We start from the raw sequence: 13,431 nt of genomic DNA, 5'->3' as shown, positions 1-13,431 counted from the left end.
AAAACGGCTCCTCAGGGAGTAATGCCAGTTAGTTAAGCAACTGACTGGGCGTTTTATTTACAGGGCCTTTCCTTTAACACTCAGGGAAAGGCCCTTTCTCTTCGTATCGGTAACTTCCCCAACTGCGCCATACTCTCCAGATCCTGCATCAACTCCGGGATACGGCCTGGGGACGCGCCCTGTGACGTCATTTGAGTAATTTTAATTCACTACGGCTTTAAATCCTGCAACTGAAAGTAAGCGCCCCAAAATCGTTTGGTTTCTACTTTATCAGGTGGCACGATAGTATAAATGGTTACACCATATTCCTGATATGGCTCAAATTTATAGTCAACCAATATACACTCGCCGGGCACCACTACCTTAATTGGAAAATGAAGATCGTTACTGCTCCATATTCGATGCATAGATCCATCTGCAACTCGTTTGCTGACGGCAATATTGAGTATGCGCGACTGATTATTTGCTGTGACAGACTCTTTTTCGACTTTAAAGCAAGGTTGGCCGTCCTCTTTAAGTGAGACCGCGGCGGTTCTGATTGGTCCTGGATGAAAGAAGCACCCCGCTAACATAGTGCAACAGAGTATAAGAGATTTTTTTTTCATTTTAACAAGCTGCTTTTGTCGGTAGGGTCGTTGAGAAACCTACTCAATACTCTTTCATACTTAGCCATTAAATCCGATCCAATAATCCCCGTGAATAATTTTACTTCAAGCCAGAGATTGATGCCTAAATATTTGAGAGTATAGTAGTCGGCAATGATTGAAGCTTGTTGCTCCATTGCATAATCAGCTAAGGTATAATAAGGAGGAAGTGAATATCTGTATTCAACTGCCCAACTTATTAAGCCGCGCGTTCTGACGTTCATACCCATTTGGTGCTGCCAGACATGAGCCATTTCGTGTATAAATAACCACTTTTCTTGCACTTGTGCTTGAGAAAAGTCATGCTTATAAATTAGCGTGGGATAGTACATCTCGCCATTTGGCGTAACTGCAGTATCTTTATTTTGCAAACCAAATGGAAAATAACTCCCGTGATGTACCCTCACACGATTGTATTCAATGGCAGTTTTAAATATCGACTTAGCCATTTCTAACTCACCCCGAGTCAGATGTCTGGAAGATCCTTCTTCGACAATCATCTTCTTTATCTCCATGAAGTGATTTAATATCGAAAAGATAGCATGGGGACGATTTATTAAAGAGTCTTAAACGAAGAATTTGTGAGGAGTATTTGAAAATAATAGAATAATAATTATTAAAGATATAATTTTAATGTGACGTAATTATACGGGAGAGTTCACTCTCCCGTAGTAATATTAAATGCTAATTAAAACCATTGGCCGAACTTACGCATATACAGCTGTTTCATGCCCTGGCTCAGCAGACAGTATCCCAGCAGAGTTGCCAGTAACCATGGGAAATAGCTTAACGGTAAAGCTTGCAGGCCAAACCATGAGTTAATCGGTGAGAATGGCAGACCTATGCCGATAATCACCACCAGCAGAGTGGTCAGCATAATGGGCCATGTGGCACGGGTCTGGATAAACGGAATCTTCTGGGTGCGCAACATATGCACCACCAACGTCTGCGACAGTAATCCTTCAATAAACCAGCCGGACTGGAACAGCGCCTGATGATCAACATTGTTGGCACCAAAGATGTACCACATCAGTGCGAAGGTGGAGATATCAAACACTGATGAGGTTGGCCCCATCCACAGCATAAAACGACCAATGTTTTTGGCGTCCCATTTGCGTGGTTTACGAACGAACTCCTTATCCATTTTATCCCATGGCAGTGCCAGTTGGGAGATATCGTAAATCAGGTTTTGCAGCAGCAGCTGAATCGCCAGCATCGGTAAAAAAGGAATAAATGCGCTGGCCACCAGAATCGAGAACACGTTACCGAAATTGGAACTGGCGGTAATATTGAGATACTTGATGATATTGCCAAAGGTCTGGCGACCCACCAGTACCCCTTGTTCCAGCACCATCAGGCTTTTTTCCAGCAGAATAATATCTGCGGACTCTTTAGCGATATCCGTGGCGCTGTCGACGGAAATACCGACATCCGCTGCCCGTAACGCTGCCGCATCATTAATGCCGTCGCCGAGAAAACCAACGGTATGACCGTTTTTCTGCAGCAACGTCACGACGCGCTCTTTTTGTGACGGCGTCAGTTTGGCAAAGATAGTGTGCAGTTCTATCCGCGGCTTCAGTTGCTCATCATCTAACTGTTCAATCTCATCGCCCAGCATTGGCACACCCGCATCAACGCCAAGATCGCGGCATATTTTGGCGGTGATCAGCGGGTTATCGCCAGTAAGAATTTTAACCTGTACGCCATTGTGTTGCAGGGCCTGAATCGCCGCGGCGGCACTCTCTTTCGCCGGGTCGAGGAAGGTCAGCATGCCGCACAGGGTTAAATCACGCTCATCATCAATCTTCAGGCGCTGATACCAGTTGTTATGCTCCATGGTGCGGGTCGCCACCAGCAACACACGATAACCTTGCTGATTGAGCTCGGCTGCGCGTTGAGTGATCTCCTCACGCCACGCTGGCGTCATTTCCTCAACCTTACCGTCAAGACTAAGGTGAGTGGTGATTGCCAGCATCTCTTCCAGCGCACCTTTGCAGATCAGCTGATGCTGACCCTGCTCATTACTGACGGTGACGGAGAGGCGACGACGGGTAAAATCAAACGGCAGTTCATCGACTTTGCGATAGTTGCGCGGCAGATCCTGACGATTACGCGCAAATTCCAGCACCGCGCGGTCCATCAGATTTTTTAGTCCGCTCTGGTGGTAACTGTTCAGCCAGGCCAGATCAAGTACCTGTCGGCTGGGACGTCCCTGTACATCCAGGTGCTGCTCCAGGGCAATATGATCCTGGGTCAGAGTGCCGGTTTTATCAGTGCACAGTACATCCATTGCGCCAAAGTTCTGGATCGCATTCAGGCGTTTAACCACCACTTTGCGGCGGGCCATCGCCATCGCACCTTTCGCGAGATTGGTGCTGACGATCATCGGCAGCATTTCCGGGGTTAAGCCTACTGCCACCGCTACCGCAAACAGTGCCGCATCCAGCCAGTCGCCTTTGGTCATGCCGTTAATCACAAATACGATCGGCACCATAATGAACATAAAGCGGATCAGCAGCCAGCTGACGCTGTTCACTCCCCGGTCAAAGGACGTGGGTGCGCGTTTACCGACAATGTTTTTTGCCAGCGAGCCAAACCAGCTCTGATTTCCGGTCGCTACCACCACCGCAGTGGCGTGGCCACTGACGACATTGGTGCCCATCAGGCAGACATTTGGCAAGCCGGGCAGGGCACCTTCACCAATTTCATGCGCAGTTTGTGGTTGATCGTTAAGACAAAATTTCTCCACAGGCAAGGCTTCGCCGGTCAGCGCCGCCTGGCTGACCAGCAGATCCTGCGATTCAATCAGTTTGATATCGGCTGGAATAATATCGCCTGCTGATATTGAAATAATGTCGCCCGGTACCAGCTGTTGCTGATTGACGTACATCCACTGCGGAGTTGAATTATCAGCGTGACGACGGCGAGTGGTCACTTGCGTGCGAACCAGTGATTTCAGCGCATCCGCCGCTTTATTAGTGCGAAACTCCTGCCAGAAACGCAGCAGGCCGCTCAGCCCAATCATTACTGACATAATGATCACGCCAGTCAGATCGGTTTCTTCACCCTGCTGAGCAGGTAACCAGTAGTCGGTGAAGAAACTGATGCTGGCGAGACCCATCAGCACAAAAATAAACGGATTTTTAAACGCCATCAGTAACTGAATTAGCGCGTGTGGGGCTTTCTCCTGCGCCACCTGGTTTAGACCAAATTGCTCAAGACGGACTTCGGCCTGCTGGCTGGTTAATCCCTGTTGACTGGTGTTAAGAGTGGAAAAGGTGCTGTCAATGCTGACTTGCGCCTCGTTGGCAATTGGCCAGCTTTTAGTTTGATACTTTTTCTGGCTGCGCGCTTGTTGCGCCATATCGATCATCTGAGTCATTTCTGCTTATTCCAAATAATACGCACGGCAATCTCTCTCAAGGTGAGATAGTCGTGAAAAAAATATGGCGTTGCAGGTGGGGAAAGAGCTAGCTCACTACTCCCACGCAACGCGTATTACGCTGCGTACTGGGGTGTTCGTCCATGGTAACTCCTTAATTATCACCGGGTGATAATAAGCTTAAAAACCTGAATAACAGGATCGATAACAGGCTGCTGTGCAACAAAGGCGCAGCAGAAAACCGGCAGGGCTTCAGCCCGGAGGGAAAAGGGTATGGAAAAAAATCAGCATGATAAATACTCGTCTGTTTACAGGTTATCAAAGCAGACGAGCCGGAGGGATCGCTGCTTGCCAGGGTGGCAAGCAACAGGCTTGCCTTAATTAGATCGGTAACTGTCCAAAAAAGGTTTCTCCACAATAATTCGCGGGACGAACTATACTTCCGCCCCCGCAGGCTGTAAACCACGCTTTCTCAACCAAAGCTCAACGTCCAGCTTTTAATCTGTTAAGCGTCTGAAGGTTATCAGTTTGTTGAACTATGCATTTATCTCATTAGAGAATTATCTGCCGGATCCGGCCTGGTTGTCATCAACCCGGTGGGTGAGAGAGTGTTTCGACTCAACTTCGTGATTGATGCGGTACAGCTCAGAGATATTCAGATTGGGATACAGTTCTCTGATGCGTACAGACCAGTCTTCAATATTTTCATCCTTGCGCTGTGCATAATCACCGGGCGTGGCCGAACTGAATATTTGCTGAAATGCCTGAGCGTCACGGGACTGATATCTTTCGGGACGGAAATATTGCCATGAGGTGGCGAGTCCCTCTGCCGCTGGCGGCGCCAGAGTCGCAGGACTTTGCGTCACTGTTAACAGGTTATGAGTTATTGTACGAATAGCAGGGGGCGCAGTCTGGCTGAGGCTGGATTGGGAAGTGGTGACAATTGCCGGTGCGATTTTCATTGATCAGATCCTTTATCTGAATTTTCACGCGATCATTCTTCAGTCAACAGCGCTACTCTGCTTCTGTTTTTAGACCATTTTACGATTAGCCAGTTTTTTAGCTGCGTTTTAGATAACCGGTGGTTATAGATATTCCCTAACGATGCGACAACCGTTGTGCAAACCAGCGGATCGCGTGTTTGAAGCGCGGCTATCCAACTCAATCTGGCCGCTTCTGGACGGTGATATGCGCATTTATTCGGTGGGTGTTAAATCGCGCCAGATAATGTTGCTTTTTTGTAAACAGATTAACAAGCAAACGAAATCCTGATATGCTGCCCCACGCGAAACCGGGCACTTTTACCACTTACCCTACACAATGAGGGTTAATCACCCGACGTGAAAACAGGTGTCCGGAAAGCCAAATACAATGAGAGCGAGGAGAACGTCGTGCTAGAAGAATACCGTAAGCACGTTGCCGAGCGTGCTGCCGAAGGGATTGTTCCTAAACCGTTAGATGCTTCCCAAATGGCCGCGCTGGTTGAACTGCTAAAAACCCCTCCTGCGGGTGAAGAAGAATTCCTGTCCGATCTGTTAATTAATCGAGTTCCGCCAGGTGTTGATGAAGCGGCCTATGTAAAAGCCGGATTCCTGGCTGCTGTCGCCAAAGGCGAAGCGACCTCTCCTCTGGTTACTCCTGAAAAAGCCGTTGAACTGCTGGGCACTATGCAGGGTGGTTACAATATCCATCCGCTGATTGATGCGCTTGATGATGACAAACTGGCACCGATTGCCGCGAAAGCCCTGTCGCACACGCTGCTGATGTTCGACAGCTTCCATGATGTTGATGAGAAAGCCAAAGCGGGCAACCCGCATGCGCAACAGGTGCTGCAATCCTGGGCCGATGCTGAATGGTATCTGTCACGTCCTGAGCTGGCAGAAAAAATCACCGTAACGGTATTTAAAGTCACCGGCGAAACCAACACCGATGACCTTTCTCCGGCACCTGATGCCTGGTCACGTCCGGATATCCCACTGCATGCGCTGGCGATGCTGAAAAACCCACGTGAAGGCATCGAACCCGACGATGCGGGTAACGTCGGTCCGATTAAGCAGATTGAAGCGCTGGATAAGAAAGGCTATCCGCTGGCCTACGTCGGCGATGTCGTCGGTACCGGTTCTTCACGTAAATCCGCCACCAACTCGGTGCTGTGGTTTATGGGCGATGACATCCCTTACGTGCCGAACAAAAAAGGCGGCGGCGTGGTGCTCGGCGGTAAAATCGCGCCAATTTTCTTCAATACGATGGAAGATGCCGGTGCACTGCCGATCGAAGTAGACGTCGATAACCTGAATACCGGCGATGTGATTGATATCTATCCTTATAAGGGCGAAGTGCGTAACCATGATACCGATGAGGTACTGGCGAACTTCGAACTGAAAACCGACGTGCTGCTCGACGAAGTGCGTGCCGGTGGCCGTATTCCACTGATTATCGGCCGTGGACTGACCAGCCGCGCGCGTGAAGCGCTGGGTCTGCCACACAGCGATGTGTTCCGCGTGGCGAAGGACGTGGCCGAGAGCAGCCGTGGCTTCTCTCTGGCGCAGAAGATGGTGGGTCGCGCTTGCGGTACTGAAGGCGTGCGTCCAGGCCAGTACTGCGAACCTAAAATGACCTCAGTTGGTTCGCAGGATACCACTGGCCCGATGACGCGCGATGAGCTGAAAGATCTGGCGTGCCTCGGTTTCTCGGCTGACCTGGTGATGCAGTCCTTCTGCCATACCGCAGCCTATCCAAAGCCGGTTGATGTCAGCACTCACCATACGCTGCCTGACTTTATTATGAATCGTGGTGGCGTCTCACTGCGTCCGGGCGACGGTATTATCCACAGCTGGCTGAACCGTATGCTGCTGCCGGATACGGTCGGTACCGGTGGTGATTCCCATACCCGTTTCCCGATTGGCATCTCTTTCCCGGCAGGTTCTGGTCTGGTGGCGTTTGCTGCAGCTACTGGCGTGATGCCGCTGGATATGCCGGAATCAGTGCTGGTGCGCTTTAAAGGCAAAATGCAGCCGGGTATTACCCTGCGCGATCTGGTTCACGCCATTCCGCTGTATGCCATCAAAGCTGGCCTGCTGACCGTTGAGAAGAAAGGTAAGAAAAATATCTTCTCTGGCCGTATCCTGGAAATTGAAGGCTTGCCAGACCTGAAAGTTGAGCAGGCATTTGAATTGTCGGATGCATCGGCAGAGCGTTCTGCTGCCGGCTGTACCATTAAGCTCGGCAAAGATCCGATCATCGAATATCTCAATTCCAACATCGTGCTGCTGAAGTGGATGATTGCTGAAGGCTATGGCGACCGCCGTACGCTGGAGCGCCGTATCCAGGGCATGCAGAAGTGGCTGGACGATCCGCAGCTGCTGGAAGGTGATGCCGATGCGGAATACGCAGCGGTGATCGATATCGATCTGGCTGATATCAAAGAGCCAATCCTGTGTGCGCCAAACGATCCTGATGATGCGCGTCTGCTGTCTGACGTGCAGGGTGAGAAGATCGACGAAGTATTTATCGGTTCCTGCATGACCAACATTGGTCACTTCCGTGCTGCCGGTAAACTGCTCGATGCGCATAAAGGCCAGTTGCCAACGCGTCTGTGGGTGGCACCGCCAACCAAAATGGATGCGGCTCAGCTGACTGAAGAGGGCTATTACAGTGTGTTCGGTAAGAGCGGAGCGCGTATTGAGATCCCTGGCTGCTCACTCTGTATGGGTAATCAGGCGCGCGTAGCCGATGGGGCGACGGTAGTATCTACCTCAACCCGTAACTTCCCGAACCGTTTAGGCAATGGCGCTAACGTGTTCCTTGCGTCAGCAGAACTGGCAGCTGTGGCTTCACTGCTGGGCAAATTACCCACGCCAGACGAGTATCAGCAGTTTATGGAGCAGGTAGATAAGACCGCGGTGGATACCTACCGTTATCTGAACTTTGACCAGCTGGGCCAGTATACTGATAAAGCGGACAGCGTGATTTTCCAGACTGCTGTCTAAATTCAGTTCAGTTACCGACTGAAAAGGAGCCTGTTAAGGCTCCTTTTTTATTGTCGTCATTATCTGGTCAGTGTTAAACGCTGCTTTTCCTTTCTGAGACTGCGATAATGCGAGTTAACCCCCATTAATTACCCGCTAAGCGCGGAAAATGCACAACAGCAGTGCATGAAAAGGCCGTCTGGCTGTCAGAGGAACGCAGTATGGAATACGAATTTTTGCATGATGTCACCGGGGTGGTGAAGGTTCGCATGTCGATGGGGCATGAGGTAGTGGGCCACTGGTTTAATGAAGAAGTAAAAGAGAACCTGGCGCTACTGGATGAAGTTGAAGCCGCAGTGTTGGCAATTAAAGGCAGCGAGCGTCAGTGGCAACGTGTCGGGCATGAATACACACTGTGGATGGATGACGAAGAGATCATTATCCGTGCCAATCAGCTGAACTTTGAAGATGAAGGGATGGAAGAGGGCATGAATTACTACGATGAAGAGAGCCTGTCGTTTTGCGGCGTGGAAGATTTTCTGGCGGTGATTGCGGCCTATCGTCTGTTTTTACAGGGTAAGTAGCGGCGGCGTTATTTCGCCGCCGGTGTCGGAATGGCATCCTGTATGTCATCGCGACGGGAGCCGTAAACGGCTCCTCCTTACAGTGAAGCTCCGCCACAAATCACCAGTTCCTGTCCGGTAATCGCCCCCGCCAGCGGAGACAGCAGATAACTCACCAGCTCCGCAACTTCCTGTGGCTGAATAAAACGTCCGATCGGCGGCAGCCTGGGCGGCGAGCTTTCGCGTCCCGGCTGGTTCAGCATGGGGGTTGCGGTGGCGCCCGGCGCGACAATATTGACCGTCACGCCTTTAGCTGCCAGCTCAGCGGCCCAGCTTCTGACCATCCCCTTCATTGCTGATTTAGTAGTGACATACTGACTGCGTCCGGCGGCACCGGTTGAGGTGCGGCTGCCAAGCAGAATAATGCGGCCACCGGGCGGAAGCTGTGGTGCCAGCCGGTTAGCCAGTATCTCAGCCACCCGGATATGCAGTTGCCACAGCTGTTCACTGACGGTTTCATCAAGCTCGCCCAGCGCGGCTGCTTTCATCATACCTGCGGCATGGATGATGGCATCAACCGGCTTCAGCGGGTCCAGCGCCTGCTTTAATGCGGCGCTGTCAAACAGGTCGACCGACAGTGAATGAAAAGCAGAGTTATCGTGCGTAATCAGCGTGCGGCTCAGGCCCGTTACCGTCCAGCCATCCTGTAATAATCGTTCGGTGATAGCTGCGCCAATTCCTGAACTGGCACCGGTCACCAGCGCATGGCGACTCATATCGTGGCCTCGGGATTAAGCAGCGCCAGTGGAATTTTAAAGACTGCTTTTCTGACCGTGGCGGGTTCATCGACTGCGCACAGCGCCTGATGCGCTTCACCAGGATAAAAAGTGACAAAATCACCGGCCCGCAGATGAATCGATTGCGTCAGCTGTGGATTTTCAAGGATAAACAGGTCGGGCTTACGCTCCTCTGCTGGCTGCTGTCGGGCATCCGCGCAGGAGAAATGAATTATCTCTTCGCCAGCGAGCATCACCTGAATATCAAGATATTGCCGATGAAACTCAGTATGGCGCGTTGCCCGTGGTGCGGTTTGCGCCGGGCCAATATGACAAAACCAGCTCTCATTAGGCGGCTGAATGCGTCCGTCATCATAAGCTTGCAGTGCGGCGAGACTGTATTCCGGGCGCGAAAGCAGTGACCAGAGCGAGTGGGGTAAGGTCGCCAGCGTCAGAGTGGTTAAATTACCTGTGATCATACATTACCTCCTGTCAGCGCCCTGCCCGAGATCGGGCAGGGCTGGCTCGGTTAACCGGTTATCCACTGTTCGTTAATGCGAACGTATTTGATCGCCTGGCGATAATAGGTGTAGGCAATATGCAGCTCGCCATTAATCCCTTGTTTGATGGTCGGATAGGAGAATTCGCGATTCAGCTTCTGCTGTGAGTTATTGGTCATGCAGTAGCCGTCACCCTCATCAAGGTTGCGTTGATACGGCCAGCTTTTACCGCCATCGGTGGAAACCGCCACCGTCATTGGCGCACGTGGCGCACCCCAGAAAGCGCTACGCCCGGTGTGCACTGGCGGTTCAACTGCCACGGCAACATCATCTTCATCCTCAATTTCGTCATATAGCGAGGTACGACGTTCGGTCGCACCGGCGGCACTCATAGGGTTAAACACCAGCGCCAGATGACCATTTTTCAGCGTAGTTACCTGAATCGAGGAGTTATTATTCGGCAGCTCAGTAGCTTGCGGCTCAGACCAGCTCTGGCCACCGTCAGTGGAGCGGCTCTGATAAATGGCGTCAGCCCAGCGGCTGCGATACAGCGCCAGCAGTGTGCCGTCGTTCAGCAGGGTAATGTTCATGTGCACGCAGCCGGTACTGGCGGGTACGGCCACATCGCGCCAGCTTTTACCTTTATCGCTGGAAATTTTTACCGCGCTGTCGTCATTATTTCCCGTCCACTTTTCGCCCGGCTGGGTACGGCAATAAAATACCGGCAGCAGCCAGTCGCCATTGTTCAGCACCACTACCGGCTGGCGGATAAAAGTGCCGGGCTGATCGAGCAGTGTGGCAATCGGTCCCCAGCTGCGGCCAAAATCCGTTGACTGACGATAGCGGACAATCGCAGTGTCCTGATTGCCCGATTTCTGGGCGGTATACATCAGCCATAGCTGGTTGTCAGGATCGAGGAACAGCAGCGGATTTTGCTCGGATCGGGTGGGATCCTCGGATAATTTCACCGCTGGCGACCAGCGGTCGCTGCCTTTTTCCAGCCGGGAACAGTAAATAGAGATATCGGCGATCCCTTCCTGCGTGCCGGCGAACCAGCAGCAGAGCACATCGCCATCCGGCAACGGCAGCAGATTGGCGGCATGATTCTGCGGGCAGTCGGAAGGCAGCATCGCAGTCAGTTGCTGCGCATCCTCTCCGGCCTGGCCGAGTACGCCGCTGCGTTCGAGGGTGACGGTTTGCTGAGTCATATCAGGCTCCACTATTCTGAATTTGCTGTTTAGTTTTCTTGTTCCCTTCACGCGAAGGAATCAAACGATCGATTAGCATAATGATGGCTGGCGTAACCAGTGCGATATACATGTTGTTGATACCAAAAGGATCGCCCAGCAGATACCATACCGAGGTCATAACACAGGCACCAATCAGACCGGCGTTGGCACCGCGTGCGCTTTTGAAGAACGGCAGATAGAAGGCAATTACCGCAACCACCGAAATCGACAGGCGGATGGCACGGGTAAAGAAGGATAACTTCAGGACTTCCGGCACCAGCAGCACGAAGATCAGCGGCGCAAAGCCAATTGCCAGAGACAGCCAGCGGGTCATTTTAAACTCGCGTTCTGGCGTCGGGTTGCGGTAGGGCACATAGAAATCTTTTACGATCAGTGAGGCGATCGCCAGTGCTACGGTACTGACGCTGACAAAAATCGATGCCACCAGTGAGGTAGTGACAATGCCCGCCAGCCATGGACTCATATCCTGCAGGAACACCGGTAACGCATACAGACTATCAATATCCGGGTGCAGATACTTGGCAGCCACGCCGATAATGGCGATAGCAATGGCAATTGGCAGACAGAACAGGAAGGCAATCCAGGTGGCGCGTTTCGCCGATGCCGCATCTTTGGTGGATGAGATGGCCTGAATCACAAACTGGGTGCAGAAAATCGATCCAATGGTACCGATCAGCCAGGCAACGATGGTGCTGGCACCAATATTACCGTCCCAGGTCCAGTAGAAATCAGGCATTTCCTGCACCATTGGCGTAATGCCGCCGGTCATATGCAATGCCACGCCGAGAATCACCAGTATGCCGAAGTATTTAATCGCACTGTGCAGCAATGTCACCCATGCCATGCCTTTCATGCCGCCGAAGGCGAAATAGAAAGTACTGACGATGGCGGTAATAAACGCCGCCACCGGCAGATTCACTTTTAATACCGTAGAAATCGCCGCCGCACCGCTAACGTAGTTACCGACGTTTACCAGCAGCAGGGCATAAATCATAATCAGTGAGATAATATTTTTGGTTGAGGTGCCGTACTTTTCGGCAATCGCACCGGAAATCGTAATTTTTCCGGTGTTATAAATTCGTTTAACCAGCAGCAGGCCAAAAATCGGGAAACCAATCGCGGCACCAATAACTGACCATGAGGCGGCAAAGCCATTTTCAAATGCCGCCTGGGCAGTACCAATGGTCGATTTAGCACCGATATATTCCGACATCAGCATTACGCCGACAATAAAGGCCGGCATTGCGCGCGACCCTTCCATAAAATCGCCCGAACTTTTACTTCTTAAGCGATAAGTTAACCAGGTGGTCAGCAGGATATACGCAACGACAATACCAATAATTATCAGCGTATCTTCAGCGGTAAATTCTTTCATTTCAGCCTCTCAATGGACGTAATGAACCCTGGGGTGTTGGCAAGCAGCACCCGCTTCTCGTAATCGGAAAATGACTTGTTATGATTTTTATTGCAGATATTGATTCACAATCTGACGAATACGTTGTTCGTCTTCTGCACTGAACTGCACCGCGTAACGGCTTTCACCAACGTTATGTCCCATCAGCGTCAGGGCTTTTTTCACCGCCGCCGGTGAGAAGGCGACGCTGTAGAGATCGGTACGCAAGCCGGTGACGTTTTCCTGCGCCTGACGTGAACCCTCAATATCACCGGCGTTAAACCGTGCCCAGATGGCGTTTATCTGCTGCGGCGCAACGTTGGCCAGCCCGGAAATACAGGCTGAACAGCCGTCGATAAAGCCCTGGTGGATCAGCGAGTCTGGGCCATTCAGCACGTTAAAGTTATCGATTCCCTCTGCCGCCTGCAGAAAACCCTGCAGGCTTTCATAGCTGCCCGCGCTGTCTTTAATACCGATAATATTCGGGTGCGCGGCCAGCGTGCGGACGCTGTCTGGATACAGCGTATTGCCGGTACGCGCCGGGATGTTGTAGAGGAACAGCGGCACTTCCAGCGCATCGGCGACCGCCTGATAATGCGCGATCAGTTCTGGCTGCTTTAACGGGACAAAATAAGGCGTGATAACCGACACGGCATCAACACCCAGTTTTGCTACCTGCTTCCCGAGGCGAATGGTTTCCCGGGTAGAAATTTCACCGATATGGGCAACGACTGCGGCGCGGCCCGCAACTTCATCGACGCAGGTCTCGGTGACCGCCAGCTTCTCCTGCTCGTTCAGCACAAAGAATTCGCCGTTGGTGCCGCCGCAAAAGATACCGTTACCGGCCTGCAACTGACGCTGAATCTGCAGGCGCATCGCGCTGGCGTTGTATGCACCGTCATTGTCGAAGGCGGTGACGATGGCGGTGAGTACGCCGTCAATTTTTCTGCTCATG

At 51.7% G+C, this 13,431-nt stretch carries 11 protein-coding genes and 1 pseudogene; 2 read left to right on the top strand and 10 right to left on the bottom strand.

The window, feature by feature from the left end; all coding sequences use genetic code 11:
* Positions 1–80 precede the first annotated feature (80 nt).
* The 5 genes and pseudogenes from ACP3TC_RS17525 to ACP3TC_RS17505 all read right to left on the bottom strand — a co-directional run.
* Positions 81–191: pseudogene (locus ACP3TC_RS17525) on the bottom strand (hypothetical protein); the annotation flags it as partial.
* Between the two features lie 18 nt (positions 192–209).
* Positions 210–605, bottom strand: coding sequence for a putative T6SS immunity periplasmic lipoprotein (locus ACP3TC_RS17520; RefSeq protein WP_426816924.1), 396 nt, complete (start codon positions 603–605; stop codon positions 210–212).
* A complete protein-coding gene (locus ACP3TC_RS17515) occupies positions 602–1,144 on the bottom strand; it encodes a hypothetical protein (protein ID WP_426816923.1) in 543 nt (180 codons plus the stop codon). Before ACP3TC_RS17515 ends, ACP3TC_RS17520 begins: the two co-directional genes overlap by 4 nt.
* A 188-nt stretch (positions 1,145–1,332) precedes the next feature.
* Complete coding sequence (mgtA, locus tag ACP3TC_RS17510; RefSeq protein WP_426818296.1) at positions 1,333–4,017, bottom strand: magnesium-translocating P-type ATPase; 2,685 nt, start codon at positions 4,015–4,017, stop codon at positions 1,333–1,335.
* A gap of 569 nt (positions 4,018–4,586) precedes the next feature.
* Complete coding sequence (locus ACP3TC_RS17505; protein ID WP_426816922.1) at positions 4,587–4,988, bottom strand: hypothetical protein; 402 nt, start codon at positions 4,986–4,988, stop codon at positions 4,587–4,589.
* A gap of 429 nt (positions 4,989–5,417) precedes the next feature.
* Between ACP3TC_RS17505 and acnB the strand changes: the two genes are divergently transcribed.
* Both acnB and yacL read left to right on the top strand, forming a co-directional pair.
* Positions 5,418–8,015: a bifunctional aconitate hydratase 2/2-methylisocitrate dehydratase gene (acnB, locus tag ACP3TC_RS17500; protein WP_313855804.1), complete on the top strand. Its 2,598-nt coding sequence runs from the start codon at positions 5,418–5,420 to the stop codon at positions 8,013–8,015.
* Positions 8,016–8,215: 200 nt separating this feature from the next.
* The gene (yacL, locus tag ACP3TC_RS17495; RefSeq protein ID WP_313855805.1) at positions 8,216–8,578 is read left to right on the top strand and encodes a protein YacL; all 363 of its coding nucleotides are present in this window, start codon (positions 8,216–8,218) and stop codon (positions 8,576–8,578) included.
* 77 nt (positions 8,579–8,655) lie between these two features.
* Here yacL and ACP3TC_RS17490 read toward each other — a convergent pair whose 3' ends face one another.
* The 5 genes from ACP3TC_RS17490 to ACP3TC_RS17470 all read right to left on the bottom strand — a co-directional run bounded on the left by ACP3TC_RS17490 (position 8,656) and on the right by ACP3TC_RS17470 (position 13,430).
* A complete protein-coding gene (locus tag ACP3TC_RS17490; protein ID WP_313855806.1) occupies positions 8,656–9,333 on the bottom strand; it encodes an SDR family NAD(P)-dependent oxidoreductase in 678 nt (225 codons plus the stop codon).
* The gene (locus tag ACP3TC_RS17485; protein ID WP_426816921.1) at positions 9,330–9,812 is read right to left on the bottom strand and encodes a YhcH/YjgK/YiaL family protein; all 483 of its coding nucleotides are present in this window, start codon (positions 9,810–9,812) and stop codon (positions 9,330–9,332) included. Before ACP3TC_RS17485 ends, ACP3TC_RS17490 begins: the two co-directional genes overlap by 4 nt.
* 50 nt (positions 9,813–9,862) lie before the next feature.
* Positions 9,863–11,041, bottom strand: coding sequence for a sialidase family protein (locus ACP3TC_RS17480; RefSeq protein WP_313855808.1), 1,179 nt, complete (start codon positions 11,039–11,041; stop codon positions 9,863–9,865).
* A 1-nt stretch (position 11,042) separates the two neighbouring features.
* Positions 11,043–12,458 carry a sodium:solute symporter family protein gene (locus ACP3TC_RS17475; RefSeq protein WP_313855809.1) on the bottom strand — a complete coding sequence of 472 codons (1,416 nt, stop codon included), beginning with the start codon at positions 12,456–12,458 and terminating at the stop codon, positions 11,043–11,045.
* A gap of 87 nt (positions 12,459–12,545) precedes the next feature.
* Positions 12,546–13,430 (bottom strand): dihydrodipicolinate synthase family protein, encoded by an 885-nt coding sequence (locus ACP3TC_RS17470; protein ID WP_426816920.1) that lies wholly within the window; start codon positions 13,428–13,430, stop codon positions 12,546–12,548.
* Position 13,431: the final 1 nt, after the last annotated feature.

Source organism: Winslowiella sp. 2C04 (genome assembly GCF_050037805.1).
GTDB lineage: Bacteria > Pseudomonadota > Gammaproteobacteria > Enterobacterales > Enterobacteriaceae > Erwinia > Erwinia toletana_A.
This window is presented reverse-complemented; position numbering and strand designations above follow the sequence as displayed.